This window comes from Stenotrophomonas sp. YJH_SMC_138, assembly GCF_059369855.1.
In genome coordinates this window covers 83847-103113 of sequence record NZ_JCAFTB010000006.1, presented here as the reverse complement: position 1 = coordinate 103113, position 19267 = coordinate 83847, and the positions used below count along the sequence as shown (strand labels likewise).

General features: G+C 61.6%; 16 protein-coding genes and 2 pseudogenes. 5 read left to right on the top strand and 13 right to left on the bottom strand.

Annotated features, from left to right (window positions below; translation table 11 throughout):
* Positions 1–101: 101 nt before the first annotated feature.
* The gene (locus tag AC5P7I_RS13990; RefSeq protein WP_174842291.1) at positions 102–995 is read right to left on the bottom strand and encodes a hypothetical protein; all 894 of its coding nucleotides are present in this window, start codon (positions 993–995) and stop codon (positions 102–104) included.
* Positions 996–1166: 171 nt separating this feature from the next.
* Here AC5P7I_RS13990 and AC5P7I_RS13985 point away from each other — a divergent pair, with 171 nt between their 5' ends.
* Positions 1167–2621: a competence protein CoiA family protein gene (locus AC5P7I_RS13985; RefSeq protein WP_262087618.1), complete on the top strand. Its 1455-nt coding sequence runs from the start codon at positions 1167–1169 to the stop codon at positions 2619–2621.
* A 185-nt stretch (positions 2622–2806) separates the two neighbouring features.
* On the opposite strand, the gene copD is transcribed toward AC5P7I_RS13985, so the two are convergent.
* The 7 genes from copD to AC5P7I_RS13950 form a co-directional block, all read right to left on the bottom strand.
* Complete coding sequence (gene copD / locus AC5P7I_RS13980; RefSeq protein ID WP_445978320.1) at positions 2807–3718, bottom strand: copper homeostasis membrane protein CopD; 912 nt, start codon at positions 3716–3718, stop codon at positions 2807–2809.
* A 19-nt stretch (positions 3719–3737) separates the two neighbouring features.
* The gene (copC, locus tag AC5P7I_RS13975) at positions 3738–4124 is read right to left on the bottom strand and encodes a copper homeostasis periplasmic binding protein CopC (RefSeq protein ID WP_057386257.1); all 387 of its coding nucleotides are present in this window, start codon (positions 4122–4124) and stop codon (positions 3738–3740) included.
* 141 nt (positions 4125–4265) lie between these two features.
* Entirely contained in the window at positions 4266–6704 is a 2439-nt protein-coding gene (locus tag AC5P7I_RS13970; protein WP_445978319.1) for a heavy metal translocating P-type ATPase, read from the bottom strand.
* Between the two features lie 155 nt (positions 6705–6859).
* Positions 6860–7132, bottom strand: a complete 273-nt coding sequence (locus AC5P7I_RS13965; protein WP_262087612.1) for a DUF2933 domain-containing protein — start codon at positions 7130–7132, stop codon at positions 6860–6862.
* Positions 7133–7165: 33 nt separating this feature from the next.
* On the bottom strand, positions 7166–7651 hold the full coding sequence (locus AC5P7I_RS13960) for a DUF411 domain-containing protein (RefSeq protein ID WP_262087610.1): 486 nt from the start codon (positions 7649–7651) through the stop codon (positions 7166–7168).
* Between the two features lie 37 nt (positions 7652–7688).
* Positions 7689–8669: a copper resistance protein B gene (locus AC5P7I_RS13955; protein ID WP_262087608.1), complete on the bottom strand. Its 981-nt coding sequence runs from the start codon at positions 8667–8669 to the stop codon at positions 7689–7691.
* Between the two features lie 25 nt (positions 8670–8694).
* Positions 8695–10605, bottom strand: coding sequence for a copper resistance system multicopper oxidase (locus AC5P7I_RS13950; RefSeq protein ID WP_005408884.1), 1911 nt, complete (start codon positions 10603–10605; stop codon positions 8695–8697).
* 254 nt (positions 10606–10859) lie between these two features.
* On the opposite strand from AC5P7I_RS13950, the gene AC5P7I_RS13945 reads away from it, so the two are divergent.
* The 3 genes and pseudogenes from AC5P7I_RS13945 to AC5P7I_RS13935 form a co-directional block, all read left to right on the top strand.
* Positions 10860–11552 (top strand): heavy metal response regulator transcription factor, encoded by a 693-nt coding sequence (locus tag AC5P7I_RS13945; RefSeq protein WP_262087605.1) that lies wholly within the window; start codon positions 10860–10862, stop codon positions 11550–11552.
* Entirely contained in the window at positions 11533–13002 is a 1470-nt protein-coding gene (locus AC5P7I_RS13940) for a heavy metal sensor histidine kinase (protein WP_445978318.1), read from the top strand. Before AC5P7I_RS13945 ends, AC5P7I_RS13940 begins: the two co-directional genes overlap by 20 nt.
* Before the next feature lie 9 nt (positions 13003–13011).
* Positions 13012–13382: pseudogene (locus tag AC5P7I_RS13935) on the top strand (transposase); the annotation flags it as partial.
* Here the strand turns inward: AC5P7I_RS13935 and AC5P7I_RS13930 are convergent.
* Together AC5P7I_RS13930 and AC5P7I_RS13925 are read right to left on the bottom strand one after the other, a co-directional pair.
* Positions 13381–13560: pseudogene (locus AC5P7I_RS13930) on the bottom strand (Tn3 family resolvase); the annotation flags it as partial. The pseudogenes AC5P7I_RS13935 and AC5P7I_RS13930 overlap by 2 nt on opposite strands.
* Complete coding sequence (locus AC5P7I_RS13925; RefSeq protein WP_262087601.1) at positions 13557–13970, bottom strand: MerR family transcriptional regulator; 414 nt, start codon at positions 13968–13970, stop codon at positions 13557–13559. The pseudogene AC5P7I_RS13930 and the gene AC5P7I_RS13925, both read right to left, overlap by 4 nt.
* 103 nt (positions 13971–14073) lie before the next feature.
* Here AC5P7I_RS13925 and AC5P7I_RS13920 point away from each other — a divergent pair, with 103 nt between their 5' ends.
* Positions 14074–14691 (top strand): cation diffusion facilitator family transporter, encoded by a 618-nt coding sequence (locus tag AC5P7I_RS13920; RefSeq protein ID WP_174842203.1) that lies wholly within the window; start codon positions 14074–14076, stop codon positions 14689–14691.
* 250 nt (positions 14692–14941) lie between these two features.
* On the opposite strand, the gene AC5P7I_RS13915 is transcribed toward AC5P7I_RS13920, so the two are convergent.
* Genes AC5P7I_RS13915 through AC5P7I_RS13905 form a run of 3 tightly spaced genes read right to left on the bottom strand, consistent with a single transcriptional unit; the run spans position 14942 to position 19255 of the window.
* Positions 14942–15421: a hypothetical protein gene (locus AC5P7I_RS13915; RefSeq protein WP_017354456.1), complete on the bottom strand. Its 480-nt coding sequence runs from the start codon at positions 15419–15421 to the stop codon at positions 14942–14944.
* Positions 15414–17747 carry a hypothetical protein gene (locus tag AC5P7I_RS13910; RefSeq protein ID WP_262087599.1) on the bottom strand — a complete coding sequence of 778 codons (2334 nt, stop codon included), beginning with the start codon at positions 17745–17747 and terminating at the stop codon, positions 15414–15416. Before AC5P7I_RS13910 ends, AC5P7I_RS13915 begins: the two co-directional genes overlap by 8 nt.
* Entirely contained in the window at positions 17744–19255 is a 1512-nt protein-coding gene (locus AC5P7I_RS13905; protein WP_254620666.1) for a tyrosine-type recombinase/integrase, read from the bottom strand. The genes AC5P7I_RS13910 and AC5P7I_RS13905 overlap by 4 nt, the downstream gene beginning before the upstream one ends.
* Positions 19256–19267: the final 12 nt, after the last annotated feature.

Here is a 19267-nt window from a genome sequence, read left to right as displayed (position 1 = left end):
CCGTACGGCCACGACGGGAGCGGCGACTTCTGGTGGGGAACAGACTCTAAAGGTTGGAGATCCGGGATGTTTATCGGGGTAGGGCGGCTGAGACCACTCCTTCAGCCTGCATCTTGCGCGTTAAGCAATGACCGCCCGACAAGACGCACCGGGTCAAAAGAGAACACGTGCTCCAGCGGCGCATCATGGCAGCGACCAACCAGCCGGTCCGGAAAAGCGGCCCGTCCGTGATCCAAATCCACCTCAGCCGAACAGATCGGGCAGGTGCCCCAGTGGCGCACGACGGCGAACTCGCGAGATTTCAACTTTCGACCTGGCGCTGGCATGGTGCGGAGCTGACCGTAGAGCTCGCTGAGAGCCAGGAACGAGGGCCCTGCCATGGTGACCCGCTGTATGGGCAGGAGGAACACCGGCCGCGATAACCACCAGAGCCCGGTCGTCACCAACATCACAAGGCCGAACTGGGCCAATGTTGCGGTGGTCACCGCGTGGCCGCGGCTCCATGAGGTGTACAGCCAGAACCAGGCGAGTCCGATCAGCACCATGTTCAAGGCCGCGGTTCCGATGAGCACGTAGCCGCGCCAGGACTGCACCGGGAATGGCCGGCTGCCCACCAACAGCCGGAGCCATAGCGCAGGCTTGGCCGGATCCATCTGGTAGCGGATCAGGGTCGGATCGGCCTCGGGCGGCGCGACGTCCTCCTCAGGCTCCACCTCGGGCGTCGGGCGGAAATCGAAGGACAGTCGAGAGGGCAGGCCACGGCCGCCCCCCTTTTTGACCACGAGGTAAGGGGTCAGGGTAGAGCCAGCCTGCGCGCATCGCTGCCGAAGCTGCTCCTGTCGCGATTCCCACCAGTTCTCCAGCTCGGCCGCCCTGAACACCTTGGACTGGGCATCGCCCGTTCCTTCCAACTGCTGAAAGAGCGCCCGAAGGGTGATGGTGTCCGTAGTGGGGGGCGGCTCGCCGCGCGAGATGGCGGTCAGGGTCGTTTCCATGACCTCCCGGAGGACCCGGGCGTTGCGCTGTTGCCCCCCCTCCCGGTCCAGCCAATCAAGCGCCAATTTGAGGGATTCAACCTGTGGATTACCCGTTTGGGCGGGTTTAGATCTGTTTGCGTCCATGGCCTGCCGCGAATTTCTGCTTTCCCTCCGATCAAGGAAAGCGCCATGGACACCATCCCAGAGCCGTTCTCACTTCGCAATCCGTCGGGCAACCCGCTGGCGCGGCGTGGCGGGTTCCGCGTCCCGTTTGGCCTGAAGGATGGCCGTGTCTGGGCCCCCAGCGAGGTGCCCAAAGGCAAGGCGTGCGGCTGCATCTGCCCGGGGTGCCATGCCCCGCTGGCGGCCAAGGCCCAGGAGAGCCGCCGCAAGCGCCCTCACTTCGCCCACCTGACCGACACCGGCTGCCAGACGGGTCGCGAAACCGGGATCCACGAGCGGGCCAAGCAGCTGATAGTCGACCATCAGCGGCTGGTGATCCCGGCCTGGACCGGTGACCCGATCGACATGCCCAACCCTCCGCATGCCCGCGACGACGATGGCCGGCTCCACTTAGGGCGCCAGGTCGACCAGCCGAGCCGCAGCATGGCGTTGCGCGACATCGAGATCGAGCGATCGTTTGGCAGCTACAAGCCCGACGTCGTGGCCCGGGATTCAGTTGGGGAGCTGCTGATCGAGATCCGCGTGACCCATGCCGTTGGCGATATCAAGGCGGCACGAGTCCAGGCGCAAGGCCGGAGGATGATCGAGATCGACCTGTCCAAGCTGCACCGTGACATTCCCCACGACCTGGCAGCCTTTGAGCACGCCGTGCTCGATGACGCCGCCAATCGCAGTTGGATCTCGTGTCCCGAGGCAGTAGCGGAGTGGGAGGCCTCCAAGCAGGAGCTGGACGAGCAGATTGCGGCGAGGAACCTGGAGATCGCACAGCTGCGGGATCAGATGGCCAAGGCCGCCCAAGCCCGTCAGGAGCGCGAAGCCCAGGAGACCAGGGATAAGGAGGGCCGGAAGGCCTACATGCGCCGCCAGAAGCGTGAGATCCACGCAAATGACCTGAGTCAGCTCATGGAACTGACCTCGCCTGAGCGGATCGAACGAATCTTGCGAGAGTATAGGGTCAGCGCGGAAGACCGCGTCAGCGAGCTCCTGGACGCCGTGCCAGCGGCGATTCGGTCCGCCTGCCTTCGAGCCCACGAGGATGCATGGATCTTCGGGGTGGATCCGGCTCTTTGGCAACTCCTGGCCCATGACCACTTCGTGGCAAAGCGGTCCCCGGGTGATCGCTTCAACCAGAGGGACGTCGCCACCTGGGTGCATCGGAGCTTCCAACCGGAGCCGGCGCTGTACAGGCTCTTCATCACCCAGTACGCCGCCCGTGCCGAGGCCCAACGGGCAGGGTTCACCAAGAGGAGACTGGCCTACTGGGTATTCACCGACGAAGAGAACGAGCGCATTCCGAACTTCTACACCCCCGTCAACGATTTCGTCGACAGACTGGAGTCCGCCCGGGTCATCCGGCAACTGCCGGCGCCCAGAGGCGAGTGCGAAGTCCTTCCGCCGCCCGCCGCCGGCTGGCTCCCGGGCGCCTACGTGGCCCCGGGCGACGGTTCCGGAGACCGATAGCCCCCGCTTGTCGCTCTTTGAGCCGACGGCACCTAGAATCGAGGGTTAGAGGGGCGCGCGATTTTATGCATGCCATTGATTTCAAATGACATGGAGTCTTGTCGCCCTCATTTTTCCTTCGATTCACTGCCTTTCCAGGATCCGGATTCGTGACAGCACTTGAGTCATCTGCCGGCTATGAAGGACTAGGTTCCAGTGGGAGACAAGATGCCAAGCCATGCAACGCTCGCCAGAACCAAAACGGCCAAGGTCGCCTCCGTGAACAGACTCTGCCTAAGCTTGATGACTGCCTGTGCGCGATTGCCTGCCTTCAAAGCTGCCTCCAGGCTCGGGCTCAACCGATACCGATTGGCAGCAGCCAACGCCAGCATGCCTGCGAAAAGCAAGAGCTTTACCATCAGCAGCCGGCCATACAGCGTCGAGATGAGCGGATCAAACGATGGTCCGGCGATCAACAGGTAATTGAGAATTCCACTCACGACGAGTGCAGCCACGATCGCTGTACCTATGCGAGCAAAGCCATTCGACGTCCGACTGAGGACCGCTACCGGGTCTTGCGCGACATCCTGCTTGTGGGATGCCAGCATCAAGAACGCCACCAATGCGCCCACCCAAGCGCCCGCTGCCCAGAGGTGCGTGATATCCGACGCAAGATGGATGTAGCCGCGAACGCCGTCGTCCATCGCGCCGTGGCCTGCCCACGCAAGGGTTGCCAGCGCCACGCCGGTGGAGAGCGCCATCACTGCAAATCGCAAGGTAGCGTTCAATTTCAACATTGCGACGAGCATACACACCAACAGCGCGAGGATGCGAATGCACCAGGCGATGCCCATGTGCGTGCCCGTAATGAGCATGTCGAAGACGTGCATTGACAGCTCCGCGTAGCTCTGGGCACCGGACATGGCCTTGGCCATGACCGTCATGCCCCACATCGACAGGGCAATGCCGATGGCAGCGGATGCGCCAATGAGGACGCGATAGCGGCGCGAGATCGTCGAGGATCGCTCGTCGTTGCCCAAAGCATAGAGACCGAACATGGCGACGCCAAACGCCGCCGCCAGGTCCAGATACAGCGCCAGGCGCAGGACGATGGTCAACCAATCCCCGGCCATGGGCTTACTTCACCTTGAAGGTGACGTTACCCGTGATCGGATGCGTGTCCGAGGAGACGGCACGCCATTCGACGCGATAGTCACCGGGCTGGAGCGCCTGTGCCGGCGTGATGACCATGGTCTTGCCGTCGCCGGCAGCCGCGACGCGGGCGTTGATCTTCATCGGGCCATGGCTCGCCATTCCCGGCATGCCAGTCATGACAAGGCTCGCGGCGGAGAACTGCGGCACCAGCGTCTCGGAGAACTTCAGTTCGATGGTGGCTGGCGCAGAAACCTGCGACTTGTCGGCCGGCGTTGAAGACACCAGCGAAGGATGCGCGAATGCGGCGGTGGCGAACAGACCAGCAGCGATCGGCGCGACGAGCTTGGCGATGAAACCTGAACGGGTCATAGAAGTTTCTACCTGGATGTGTGAGGTGTGGTTTAAGAACGAAATGCCGAGATAAGGCTTGCACCTTTGCAACGGCGTGGAACGAAAGAAACGGTTTGCTGGGCGATAGCAGGCTCCTGTAGTTTCAGAAAGAAAATCCGGTCACAGTCGGCTCGCTCTCAGGCGCAAGGCGTTGCCAACGACCGACGCCGAACTCAGGCTCATCGCCAATGCTGCGATCAGCGGCGACAGCAGCCAGCCCGTGAGGGGATAGAGAACCCCGGCGGCGATGGGGATGCCCAGTGCGTTGTAGAGGAAGGCGAACATGAGGTTCTGCTTCATGTTGCGCACGGTACTCACCGAGAGCGTGCGAGCGACAGCGATGCCACGCAGGTCACCCTTGACCAGCGTGACCTGGGCGCTGTTCATCGCCACGTCGGTTCCCGTTCCCATGGCGATGCCCACGTCTGCCTTCGCCAAGGCCGGCGCGTCGTTGATGCCGTCTCCGGCCATGGCGACGATGCGTCCTTCTTTCTGCAGTCGCTCGATCAACATGAGCTTGTCCGCCGGCTTGACCTCACCATGCACCTCGTCGATGCCTAGGCGTGCACCGACGGCTTTGGCGGTGGTCTGCCCGTCCCCGGTGGCCATGATGACCCGCAGGCCCGCAGCCTTCAACGCGGCCAGGGCCTCGGGGGTGCTGCCCTTGACCGGATCGGACACGGCGAGCAAGCCCGCGAGCTGCCCGTCCACCGCCAGGTACATGACGCTGGCCCCTTCGCCGCGCAGAGCTTCGGCCTGGGGTACGAGCGGTTCCACCGATACGCCAGACTGTTCCATCAGCACTGTGTTGCCCAACGCCAGTTGCCGGTGCTCAACCTTTCCGCGCACGCCGATGCCGGTTCCCGATTCAAAGCTCTGAGGCTTCACGAGTTGGAGGCCCTGGGCACGCGCAGCCTGCACGATGGCGTCGGCCAGGGGGTGTTCACTGCCCTGGTCCAGGCTGGCCGCAAGACGCAGCACCTCATCGTTCGTAAAGCCGGGGGCTGCGACGACCTGATCGAAAGCAGGTCGGCCTTCGGTCAGGGTTCCTGTCTTGTCGATGACGAGGGTATCGACCTTGCGAAGATTCTCGATCGCCGCGGCATCGCGGAACAGCACGCCCTGCGTGGCGCCACGGCCCGTTGCGACCATGATCGACATCGGCGTGGCCAGACCCAGCGCGCACGGGCAGGCGATGATCAGGACGGCCACCGCATTGATCAGTCCATAGACCCAGGTGGGCTGTGGCCCGAAGAATCCCCATACAAAGAGCGTCGTTACCGCAATGGCGACGACGGCCATCACGAAGTAGCCGGCAACGACATCGGCCATGCGTTGCATCGGTGCCTTGGAACGCTGCGCCTGGGCGACCATCTGGACGATCTGCGATAGAACGGTGTCCGAGCCGATCCGCTCCGAACGCATGATCAGCGCGCCGCTGGTGTTGAGTGTGGCCCCGATGACCTTGTCGCCCGCGCGCTTGCTGACGGGCAGCGGTTCGCCGGTCAGCATGGATTCGTCAATCGAGCTGCTGCCCTCGTGCACGATGCCATCCACCGGCACCTTCTCGCCGGGGCGGATGCGCAGCAGGTCGCCGACGTGCACATGGCTGAGTGGCACGTCTTCCTCGCTGCCGTCCGCATTGATGCGCCGCGCCGTCTTGGGTGCCAGCCCCAGCAGCGACTTGATGGCTGCCGAAGTCTGGGAGCGGGCCTTGAGTTCCAGCACCTGGCCGAGCAGTGTCAGCGAGATGATGACGGCGGCGGCCTCGAAATACACGCCGACCCGTCCCATGGACATGAAGGAAGCTGGAAACACTTCCGGCGCAACGGTTGCCACAACGCTGTAGATGAATGCCGCACCCGTTCCCAGGCCGATCAGTGTCCACATGTTCGGGCTGCGGTTGACCACGGACAGCCAGCCGCGGGAGAAGAAGGGCCAGCCGGCCCACAGCACGATCGGCAACGACAGCACCAACTCGACCCAGCTCTGTGTAGCCATGTCCATCAGGTGCAGCCGCTCGCCCAGCATCGCCAGCGCCAGGACCACGAGCGTCAGCGGCAAGGTCCACCAGAAGCGACGCGAGAAGTCACGCAACTCCGGGTTGTCGTCATCGAGGTCGGGCAGCAGAGGCTCAAGCGTCATCCCGCACTTGGGGCAGGTTCCCGGATGATCCTGGCGGATCTCCGGGTGCATCGGGCAGGTGTAGATGGTTCCGGGCGCGGTTGGCGATGCCGCCGGGGCCGGTGAAACTGCGGTGCTGGCATGGTGATGCGGTGCATGGCCGCTGCCTGTGCCTATGCCCGCGTCACCGCTGGCATATCGCGCCGGATCGGCGTCGAATTTGGCCTTGCATCCGGTGCTGCAAAACAAGTACGTGTTCCCCAAGTGCGTGGAGCGGTGCTCCGACGCCGCCGTGACCGCCATGCCACACACCGGATCTCGCGTCGCGGCATCGGGCTGCGTGTGGCTTGAGGACCCGCCCGCGTCGTCACTTCCAGCATGGCTGGCGTGATGGTGGTGGGTATGCGGGCCGGACGTTGTGGCACCCGCCGCCATGCCTGCGTGCTCATGTCCTGAAGACTTGCTGGGTGAATTCATAGTGACAAGTGCCCTCCGCCGTTAACTGTTGGTGTCTGGTGATCGCAGCAGGCCGCAGGCGCGCAAGGAGACAAGCGCGGCGTCGCGTGCTCGCACGGTGCGAGTGCCTCGACTCATTGCTTCTGCTCCTTGGAGGCTGCGGCACCTTCCTCACCCTGACGCGCGGCATGATCGTGTCCGCCGGGGCCGTGACCACGGTGTATGAACAGGTGCATCAGCGGACAAGCCGCCAGCAGCAGGAAGGGGAGATAGCCGGCAACATGGGCCGTGTGCTCCTTGAGCAGGAAATACGCGGCGACAGCGGCGATGACGAGGAACGCCACGCCGTAGCGCGATCGCCAGAACCGGGGACGATCGCTGGGGGTCTGTGTGTGCTGATGCTGCATGGCATATCTCCACAGAGAAGGGTTGATGGATGGTCAGCGATGCGACTGATAGACCGTGCTGCTACCGTTTTTCCCGATCAGCAGCACGTCGTAGGCGTCCTTGCGTCCACCATAGGCCGGACCATCCATGCCGGGCGAACCGACCGGCATGCCCGGCGCCGCGAGGCCGATGGCCTGCGGGGCTTCGCGCAGCAAGCGTTGAATGTCCGAGGCAGGCACATGACCCTCGATGGCATAGCCGCCGATCTGCGCCGTGTGGCAAGAACCGTACTTCTGCGGGATGCCCAGCCGCGTGCGCGCTGCGGTGTTCCCGGTGTCGAGAACCTGCACATCGAAGCCTGCGCCTTGCAGGTGTGAGAGCCAGTCCTTGCAGCATCCGCAGCTCGGGTCCTTCCAGACCTTGGCAATCGGTCGGCTCTGCGCCAGGCTCGGTCCTGCGAGTGCCATCACCAACAAGCCAGCGATCAATGCCTGGCGTCTCGGCACTTTGCTCTGGCTTCTGTCGTAGTGCATGTTCATGGATTGCCTCTCATCAGATGATCGAACCCGCTAGGTTCTAGAACCAGAATCGCACGCCAGCCACCCAGCGCGTCTGCTGCGCACGGCCGCCTTCGGCACGCACATAGTCCGCGGTGCGTCCGAAGCTGCCCGCCCGTTCCACGCCGATATAGGGGGCGAACTGGCGACTGAATTCATAGCGCAGGCGCAAGCCAGCAGACGCTTCGGCCAGGCCCTTGCCGATACCGCGTTCCGGGTCGTCCTTGCCATAGAACTGCAACTCGGCGCGAGGCTCCAGAATCAGTCGCTGGGTCAGCAGCAGCTCGTAGCTGCCCTCGACACGCAGCGCCGTACGTCCACCACTTCCCACGTAGCCCGTCGCCTCCAGCTCGAACCAGTAGGGGGCGAGGCCCTGGATGCCGAAAGCCAACCATTGACGGCTCGGGCCTTCTCCGTTATCCACCCGAACGCCGAGCTGGGTGTCCCAGTACGGTGCGACGGCGTGCCCCCAGAGAAGCTCGGTACGCGATTCTTCGAGCTTTCCATTGGCGATATCGCCTTCGGCCTTCACGACGGCCTTGTTGTAGGTCGTCCCATACCACGCCTGGAGGTCGTAGGCCGTGGAATCGTCCCCTTTGCGCGTGAAGCGGCGTTCCAGGGTTTCGCCGCGCAACGAAAAGAACCTGTGTTCGTCGGCCAGCATCAGCCGCGGCACACCGGGTACGGCGTAGTCGCCCGATCCCAATGTCAGGCCATTGGAGTAGCCATGCGGATCGCGGGCGTCAGGAGGCGCCGACCCGCCCTGCATCTGCATGTTGCCGTGATCCATGGCCGGGGCCGCGGTCGAGCCGCTCGCCGACGTCGCGTGACCCGCGTGCGGGTCGGCGGCAGGAGCCACGGTCTGAGTGGATGGCGCGGCCGTTTGAGCGTCGGCCTGGCCGTGCGCTGCATGGCCGTTCTGTGCTTGTGCCTGGGCGGCGACGCTTACCAGGGCCAGAAGCGTCGTGGCCAGTGCGCGAGTGGGGAGTGCTTTGGACATTCTTGGTCTTCCTTGTGCGCTGGGTTCAAGACACCACGACTTCGCGGAACATGCCGGCATCCATGTGGAACATCAGGTGGCAGTGCCACGCCCAGCGGCCGAGCGCGTCGGCTGTCACCAGGAAGCTGATGCGTTGTGCCGGCTGCACCGGCAGGGTGTGGCGGCGCGCAAGGAAGCGACCGTCGGGGCTTTCCAGCTCGCTCCACATGCCGTGCAGGTGCATGGGATGGGTCATCATGGTGTCGTTGTGCAGAATGACCCGCAGCCGCTCGCCGTGTTTGAAGTGCACCGGCGTGGACTTTCCGAACTCCAGCCCGTCCAGGGACCATGCGTAGCGTTCCATGTTGCCCGTGAGGTGCAGTTCGACCTCCCGGCCGGGGCCTCTCTTGTCCAGCGGCCCCGACGGGGTATGCAGATCCGCGAGGGTCAACACGCGCCGACCGTTGTTGCGCAGTCCGATGCCGGGGTCATCGAGGTTGGTGCGCGCCATGTCAACGCGCATGTCCGTGCTGGCACCATACTCGGTGCGAGCGTGGCGAGCAGTAGTGCTGGGCACGGCCAGTCCCCCCGCCGCCGCGGCGTGTTGGCTGTGATCCATCGCCATGCCACCGTGGTTCATGGCGCCGTGATTCATGCCTGCCATCGCCCCATGATCCATCCCGGACATCGAACCCGAGCCCATCCCGGTCATCCCGGTCATGCCCGTCATGCCCGTCATGCCCGTCATCCCGGTCATCTCCATGGCCTGGCCGGACCCGCCATGGTCCATGCCCCCCATCATGCCGCCCATCATGTCGTTCATGGTCAGCCATTCGACCGGATCGAGGGCAGGCACGGGAGCTTGAAGACCTTCACGCACGGCCAGCGTGGCACGCGCGTAGCCTGTCCGGTCCATCGCCTGGGCGAAGATCGTGTAAGCGTCATCCCGTGGCTGGACGATCACGTCGACGGTTTCGCCAGGACCGAATCGGAACTCATCGACGGTCACCGGCTCCACGTCAACACCATCGACGTGCACCACCGTGAGTTTCAGTCCTGGAATGCGTACGTCGTAGAAGGTGTTGCCCGCACCGTTGACCATGCGCAGCCGCACGCGCTCACCCGGTCGGAACAGCGCCGTCCAATTGCCGGCGGGGGTGACGCCGTTGGCCAGATAGGTCAGCGTGGCGGCAGACAGATCTGCGAGATCCGTCGGATTCATCCGCATCTCGTTCCACATCTTGCGCTTGTCGATCGCAGCGGCCGTGCCTTCGCGCGAGGCGTCCCGGAAGAAGTCGAAGACGGTAGGTTGGTTGTAGTTGTAATAGTCGCTTTGGGACTTGAGCTTGGTGAACACCCGCATCGGGTCTTCGTCGGTCCAATCCGAGAACAGCAGCACGTGGTCACGGTCGGCGTGGATGGTCTCGGCGCCAGCGGGGTCGATGATGATCGCCCCGTACATGCCCGTGAGTTCCTGGAAGCCGGAGTGCGAGTGGTACCAGTAGGAGCCGCTCTGCTGAACCTTGAAGCGGTACGTGAAGGTCTCGCCGGGAGCGATGCCATTGAAGCTGATGCCCGGCACGCCATCCATCTGATACGGCAGGATGATCCCGTGCCAGTGAATGGATGTGGCTTCACGCAGCTTGTTGGTTACACGGATTGTGACGGTGTCACCCTCGCGCCAACGCAATGTCGGTGCCGGCAGCGAGCCGTTGATGGTCGTAGCCACGCCTGGCTTGCCCGTGAAGTTCACGGGCGATTCGGCGATCACCAAGTCGAACTCGGTGCCCTTCAGCACAGGGGCGGCACCGCGCGTCGCGGAGCCTTGCTGGGCAAATGCCTTGAACGCAGGCGTGGACAGCCCAGCGAGAACGCCGCCGGCGGCTAACCCTTGGACGAAACGCCGACGAGAAAGGCCCTGTGTGGGCACGATAAAAAAGGGTGAACGAGGCGGCATGGCCTGAAATCCTCCATAGATGACTCGGAAGTCGTTCTAAACGCCACCCCATCCTGAGCGGCACAGTTCGACGCAATGCAGGTAATGCTATGGGTTGGGCACTTTCCATCGAATGACCCCTGAATTACATTCATGTAATGTTCGTGTCATGTTCGTGGAAGCTGGCAACCAGTAAATTGCTGATTGAAAGTGGATGAATGCGTACATCGTGAGCGGCTATTTTTCCGCGCCGTAGCGATTTCATGGGACATGCGATGAAACTGCTGGTCGTTGAAGACGAGAACAAGACGGCGGATTACGTCCGCCAAGGTCTCATGGAGGCGGGATTCGTCGTGGATCTGGCGCGCAACGGATTGGACGGACACCACCTGGCCATGGGCGAGACATACGATCTGGTGGTCTTAGATGTCATGCTGCCGGATGTCGATGGCTGGCGCATCGTGCGTGCCCTTCGAGATGCCGGTAAACAGGTCCCTGTGCTCTTTCTGACGGCGCGTGGCGGTGTAGACGACCGTGTCAAGGGATTGGAACTGGGAGCGGACGACTACCTCGTCAAGCCATTCGCGTTCTCTGAGTTGCTGGCGCGGGTGCGGACGCTGCTGCGACGCGGAAGCGCTCCGAGCCAGCCTGATCGCATCCAGGTTGCCGATTTGGTACTGGACTTGGCGCGCCGGCGCGCAAAGCGCGCTGGCCAACGCATCAATCTCACCAGCAAGGAGTTCGCGTTGCTTGAGCTCCTGGCCCGTCGCCAGGGGGAGGTCCTTCCACGTTCTCTGATCGCGTCGCAGGTATGGGACATGAATTTCGACAGCGACAGCAACGTCATCGATGTAGCCATCCGCCGTCTACGCGCGAAGATAGACGATGCGTTCAATCCGAAGCTCATCCACACCGTGCGTGGAATGGGATACACGCTCGATGCGCCCGATGATGCCCCTGCGCCATAAGCCGCGGCAAAGCCGTCCAGCGTCGCTTGCATTAAGGGTCACGGCCCTGGTTGGTATCGCCACGACCTTGGTGTTCCTTGTGTTCAACTGGGTCATTCTCCGGTCGTTGGAGCACCACTTTGCTCAACAGGATGCCCACGAACTGGAGGCAGTGACAACCGCTTTGGCTGAGCCCTTGCACCAGCTTGCAAGTGACTTCGCAAGCGACGAACTGAAGCAACACTTGGCCAACGCAGTCGCAGGACATCATGGAATGGCGTACGGCGTCTACGATGGGTCTGGCAATAGCATCTATGCCACGCCCGGTCCTGACCTGTCTAAACTTGCCAGTAGCAAAAAGTTGGTCAACCGCATCACCGCTGACGATTTGACCGTGTGGCAGGAGGATCAGAGGTCATATCGAGGTGTGGTGGTACAACTGCCTGCTGACGATTCAGCGGCGTCCGGCTACCGCATCGTCGCCGCCATGGACATCGGCTTTCATCTCGACTTCCTGGCCGAGTTCAAGCGCATGCTCTGGTGGGCAACCGGCTTGGTAATGTGTCTGGCGCTCGGTGTGGCTTGGCTGGCGGTGCAGTGGGGCCACCTGCCGATTCGCAAGGTCAATGAAGAGATTCGGGCGATTCGCTCTTCAAAGCTGGATGTGAGGCTGGATCCTCGGGATGTGCCGATCGAACTGGCGGAACTGGTATTCGCCTTCAACGATATGTTGGCGAGAATCGAGGAAGGCTTCACCCGGCTATCACACTTTTCCGCAGACATCGCGCACGAGTTGCGCACGCCCGTCACCAACCTGGTCACGCAGACTCACGTGGCGCTTGGCCAGCCGCGCAGCAACGAGGAATACAGAGAAATCCTCTATTCAAATTTGGAAGAGTTTGATCGGATGGGACGCATGATTGGTGACATGCTGTTTCTTGCCCAAACGGAAAATGATCCCCGTAACTTGCGTCTGTCTACCATTGATCTGTCCGAATTGGTGCGGAGTCTGTTCGACTATTTCGAGGCGCTGGCAGAAGATAGCGGCATTACGCTTGGTGTTAAAGGGGCGATCGGCAGCATAGCGGCGGATCGGGAAATGCTCACCCGGGCGCTGAACAATCTTCTCTCGAATGCAATTCGACACACGCCTCGCGGCAAGAGCATTACGGTCTTGCTTTCGCAGGATGAGCAGTGGACAACGATCAGTGTGGTCAATCCCGGTGAGAGAATTCCTGAGCCCGATCTACCAAAGCTCTTCAACCGCTTCTACCGAGTTGATCCGGCACGGCAACGAAATACGGCCGGCGCCGGTCTTGGCCTTGCCATCGTGAAATCGATTGCGGAGGCACATGGTGGCTCCGTTGCCGTGACCTCCAGTGAGCTTTTCATCAGGTTTGACTTGGTATTGCCCCATCGGGTTCACCCCCGTTTTCACGGACACTTACAAGAAGGCCGATTCAGGCCATGAGGAGTGTTCATGTCAAAGCGTCGTAAGTTCAGTGCCGAGTTCAAGCGTGGTGCAGTGGAGCAAGCCAGTCGGCCAGGTGTCAGCTGCGCCCAGGTAGCCCGTGAGCTGGGCATCCGTGACAGCCTGCTGACTCGCTGGAAGCGGGAGGCACAGGCGGTGGGAAAAGCCGCCTTTGTTGGCACCGGTAGCCCGCGTGACGAGGAAGTTGCCCGGCTCAAGCGCGAGTTGGCCAGGATCACCAAGGAGCGGGATTTTTTGCGCGAAGCGGCGACGTTCTTTGCCAAGGGATCATCCTGAGGTATCAGGTGATCGAACGTTGCCGCGATGAGTTTCCGATTCGCCTGATGTGCCGCTGCCTGCGGGTATCGACCAGTGGCTACGACGTAGGGTGCTGGGCGCCAACGTCTGCGCATACGCTGCCAGGTACCGCGCTACGCTGTCAGGTGTGGCTGGGAGGTGGCCCTGCCATTCGACCTCGAAGTGCCGCAGCGCCGACGCGTAGCTGCGCACCGTGTTTTGGCGCGTGGCCGCATCGAGGTAGCGGTCTAGTTCGGTCACCGATGTATGGCCTCGACAGAGGTCGGCTGTCGCAGGGTCGACAGAATCGTGCACTCAGCCCGCTGCCCGCCATGGCAACTAAAAATTACCCGTTCCAGCTCGCCGGCCATGCGCTGCAGGTCGGCCATCCGCGCACGCACGTCGGCCAAGTGGCTGCGGGCCAGCCGATCCACATCTGCGCATGAAAGGGCCTCATCCCCGGCCAACTGCAGCAAGCTGCGGACCTCTTCCAAGCTGAAACCCAGGTCCCGACCGCGCGCAATGAAGCGCAACCGTTCAATGTCCGCCGGGCCATAGACCCGATAGCCATTGCCCGAGCGCCCCGGGCGCGGCAGAAGTCCGATCCGCTCGTAATAGCGGATCGTCTCCAGGTGGCATCCGCTGGCATCGGCAGCCTCACTGATTTTCATTCGTAGGTACGCTTGACTCCGTAGTAGCTACAGACTTTACGCTCACAGCCTGTGCCATGCCAGCCCGCCCGGCGCGGCTTCCCTGCGACTGGAGAATGATCCGATGACTGACTGCGGCTGCCATCACGAGGCCAAGAACGCGCAGGAGCGGCGCGTTCTCTGGATTGCCCTGGCCTTGAACGCGGCCATGGCCGTGATCGGCGGCATTGCGGGCTGGATCGCCCACTCCACCGGCCTGTTGGCAGACGCCCTGGACATGCTCTCCGACGCCACCGCCTATGCCATTGGCCTGGTCGCCATCGGGCGCACGGCCCGCTTCAAGGCGAACGCAGCCTGGGTCAGCGGTAGCGTACTGATGGTGCTGGGCGTGGGCGTGCTGGTAGAGGTCGGCCGTCGAGTGATGTACGGCGCCGAGCCGGTGAGTGGCTGGATGATCGGCACGGCGCTGCTGTCGCTGGTGGTCAATATGACTGTGCTGCGCATGCTGGCGCCGCTGAAGTCCGGCGAAGTGCACCTGCGGGCGACCTGGTTGTTCACCCGCGCCGATGTCGTGGCCAACGTCGGGGTGATTCTGGCCGGCCTGTTGGTGTGGTGGCTGGGCAGTCCGTACCCGGATTTCGTGATCGGCGCCCTGATCGGGCTGTATGTGATCAAGGAAGCCGTCGAGATTCTGGGTGATGCCCGCCGCGCACGTGCCGACGCACGCAAGACCCCTCCATGACCGCCCTTGGCCGGATGCGGATGTACCTACGCTGGCTGCTGCTATCGCAGCTGGCCGTGGGATTGCTGGTCCAGCCGGTCTTGGGTATGGCGAGCGAAATGCACGTTCAGACCCATCGGGCCGCTGCCGCCCATGGGCCGGGAGCGGCCGCACCGACACCTGAGCGTGGCATTGGCGCCCGCTGAGTGGGTACTCCGCAGTAGATTCGTGTGAATCACTCGCTTCCGGACCGCGGCCGAAGCATCGCCGATTACTTTGGCCTGCGCTGCGGAAGTAACTCCACCGTTGCTTCTGGCAGCGCGCCCAGCTGCGCCAGCTGGTCCCTTGAGCCGCTGTACGATTCATAGAACTGTGCCCACTTGCTGAAGCCGCCCAGTTCGCCAACTGCGCGGATCATCGCGACGTGGGATGCCGTTAGCAGAGCGACCTGCGATTCGAGCTCGGCGATGCGCACATCGCGATCTGCCAAGGCGCTGGCCGCTGCATCACCAGAGAGCTTTCCCGGCCTGCCTCGCCAACGACGGAATTCGGCTTGCCGCTCCTGATACTGCGCAAGCATGCGGCTGCGTTCTACGCTCCGGGTGATCGACGACGCTGCATTGATTCGCGGATGCAAACGTGCAACTGCCCGCGCGGTGATGTCCTCATCGCGGGCGAGGAGGTCGTCCAACACCTGACGCATTTCAGGGTCAGGCTCAGATGTCTGTTTTTCCAAGGTGTCGCTATCCATCCATAACTCCCGTGCGGCGAGGAAGAGAGAGGTCGGGACCATCGGGGAAAGGCTTCTCGCCTTGCTTGGTTGCCAAGAGTGTGCGCACGCCGTCAAGTCGGACCTTTGCATGTTGAATTTGGTTTGTGCGGCCGATGCTCTTTGAAGGCTTGGTCTCTGCGGCCTCGACAGCCGCGGCCAACTTGAGTTCTAGGGTGCGCAGATGGCGACGGTTCTCTGGCAAGTTTGTCGCCGAAAGATGGCGACAGCCGGAAAAGCACTCAAGATGTTTCGGGCACGGATCGACAGTGAAGCTGTTCAAGCAATGCCCGTAGGGAGTCGCGTGAAAGCCATCGGCTTCGACCTTCAGGAACTCGAACGCGGCGGTGTCACCCTCGGTGCTCTGGATCTTCTTGAACGCATCCACGATTGGACCGCTGGCTTTTCCGGATTGGATCATCTTCGCGACAGTGCTGGCCTTCTCGCCGAGCGCCATTTCCACGTCTGCAGGCAGTTCGAGTTGATCCAACTCTTCCGCCAGGCTGCGATGATCGTACTCGTAGCTTTGGGCCACGCTACGGCGATTGAAGCGTTTGGAGATGATGGTGTCGGCCACGCCGAGACGGAAAAGCTCGGTGTTCTGTAGGTGACGCAGGGTGTGGGAGGTGAGTACCAAGTCTTTGTCCTCGTCAGATTGCGCGTACCGTTTGAACAGCGTGTCGCGGGACTTCTGTTCGCCCAGGGAAAGGTTCACCAGGCTTGTATCGGGCCGACCAATGGAGACGTATCGGGTGACATCGCAGACCCCATTGTTTCGCTCCTCAGCAAGGGATCGTTTCGGATGCAGGAAAAGAAATTCCCAGGAAGCAAAGCTGCGATCGGTCAGACTGAAAAGGTCGGTGTCCGGCAACTTTGATCTGGCCGCGAAACGAAGGTAATTTTCAAGATCCCCGATCTTGACGTAGACCTGGCTCATGTCACGCCTTCCATTGGGTGAAATTGCCTTGCCTTCAACGTCTCTCAGCACCAATGCGCCACCATCTTTGCCCTCGAATCCCGCCATCCGGCGAAAGTACATGCGAGCGGTCGCACTCATTTCACCTTGAAGACTAGCATTCAAGCTCTCTTGAACTTTCTGGAGCTCGTCGAAGCAATCAGCGGAATAGTTCTGACGGCACTTCTGCGTCCAATACTGCTTCTTGTCCTCGGCCAGGTCTAGCCAGAAGGCGTTTCCGGAAAGGCGAGGGTAGATTTGCGTGGTCGGCACCAGCTCGCTGAGCGCAAAGTCTGGCAGAACGCGCCCTGTTTCAGTCTGCTTCCTCAGCGTGCTTCGTAGCGGATTTGTGATTGCCTCAGCACGGGTCAGGGTCTCACTCACGATCTCCTCGAACATCTGGGGAATGTAGTGAGTCTTGGCGACGAGCACCTTGCTATCGGCATTCTTTGCCTGCTGCTTTTCCGCGAAGTGCCGGATCATGAGCGATTGCGAATACCCACCTAGCTCCCCGGCAGGCCGCTGCTTGGAGTCGTAGTAGTGCCGGTCCGTTCGCCACTCAGCGGGAAGGAGCGTGGCCTCTCCAATTCGGAAGCCCGTCAAGATCATGATCCGAATGGCTGCAAAGCGCAGTTCGTCCATGAAGGTCTGGGGCTGCTCGGTCATGACGATCCGGACCAACTCCCAGAACGCGCGACGTTCGGGCAGGCGCTCGGCGCGTTTGCGATCTTCCAGGTTGTGCCGAATCTCCGCTTGAGAACTGAGAAATCTGGACCGTCGAGTGACTCTAGGCTGGAGTCGTGCGGCGGCGAGGGCAGGGTAGAGCGGTCCCACATCGGCCAAGTGGTTGGTATCAAACAACACCTTGGTCAGCCCCGCGATCAAGTCGCCAAGCTTGCCTGATGCCTGGATGCTGTTGCCGGTACGAACCGCGAGAGCCATCTCGTCAACAGTGATGCCCCACGGCTCGGTGCCTCCCGCGCATGTAGCGATCACGCGCAAGGGACGTGCCACATTGTTGGCGATGTGACCGAACGAGTTGCGGCGAACAAACAGCTGTTCAATGACGGCAGCTTTGATGAGGTCTTGCCATGCTGGCGAAAAAGTGCGAGCAGACAAAGCCGGCAGCCCGTTGGAAGAGCGGGATTCGTTGATCGCATCAATTGCCGGACGTTCCGAACTGAAGTGGCGCAAACGATGCTTGGGAGCAACGCCCCCTGCTAACGTAGTGAGGTCCCATTCATGCCCTTTGATCGCAGTGCCGCTCTGGTCCAGAGGAATTTCCCAAGGAACCCCATGCGTCGCGGCCAGCTCCTTTCCGAGCTTGATGAAAGCGGAGAAGTGAGGGTTCAAGACGGTGCACCTTCTAGCTCAGCCACCACTGCCTGAACCTCTGCGATCGTCCGTTCAAGCTGTAGATAGGCCGGCGAAATCGCGTCGCCGCGGGATGAGTCATGGAAGAACCGCGCCACACCCCGAAAGTCGGCTAGAACTCTCGAGTGCGTCTGAACGTCGTGAATCGGCATGAACTTCCTGCAGCCATAGCAGGACAAGATCGGGTTGTAGGGACACGCAGCCTGCCCGGAGGTGCACCCACCGATCCCCGCGATCGGAACACCATGTGGCGCTCCGCCTATCTGCTGGGACTCCTTCAATTGAGCGAGCTCTTCTGGACCGATAAACCGATCGTGGGCGATTCGAGCCACGCGTTGATAGATCTCGGAGATTCCCAGTGCCTTGTTCACCCGCTCCGCCTGGTTGGCCGATGTTTCGTAGTACACGAGCGCGGTAGTCATATCCGAGTGCCCAAGGAACTCGGCCAATTCCTCTTGGCTTGCGCCAGCGTCAACGAGGCGTTGAGCGGCTGTATGTCGTAGATTGACGGCAGTCGCGCCAAGCTCGAGCAGATCGCGGAGTAGGGAGCTGATGCGACGACTTGCTTCATTTGCGGATGTGGCGCCGAACACCCTAGCGCCCGCGTCATCGCCATCAACCTGAAAGCGCCGTTCGATCTCGACGAAAAGAGGTGTCCACTCGCGTTTTACTCGTCTAATCAGCGGCTTGGCGGCACTAGAACTCCGCTGTTTCGCCATGCGGAATGTGATGTGGACGGAAGCGAACATGTCGACGGATTCGTGACGAACTTTGACGTCACGAAACGTGAGCATTGCGATCTGAACCGGTCGCATCCCGAACTGGTACGCACACAGCAGCATCGCTGCGTCTTGCACATCTTCGAGGGTCAGCGACGACGCTTTGGCCTGGATTGCCGCTTCGTCCAAAAAACGAACTACCGCCGCTTCATCATCCACCGAGAGAAACGCTTCGCCAGACCGGACGACGGCGTACTTGTCGTTGAAGGGAAGGGGCAGGGCGGATATCACACCGTGATAGGAGTCAGCCCATTGGTTGAGTCGATATTTGCATAGCAGTCGCAGGATAGATTTCGCGCACGCGTACGCTTCCGCCGGCAGGTCGCGTGCAAAAAATGTCGCCCAGAATGATCCTATTCCTGTTGGTGCTACCCCCAACAACCTGACGATTTCTGCCTCGCCGATTGCCTTGCTGCCACGGGCGTACTTGCTTGCCGACGATGGAGCCAGGCCTTCACCCAGGAGGTACAAGAAGACGTGTTTTATCAACAAGGCGAGTTGCTCGGACAGATGATCAAAGCCAACTTTCACAACCCGGCCATCGATATGAACCGCAAAACATTTGGCATTGGCTGGATCTCGAATTGATCGTTGCTTTCCGTCGAAATCGTCGTAGTACCGAATCACCGGAGGCAACGACGGTAGTTGAGCAACTATTTCGCAAGCCCCAGCTTCCAGCTGCCATTGAATATTTTCATTTCTAGCCATGTCGCGCTCCAA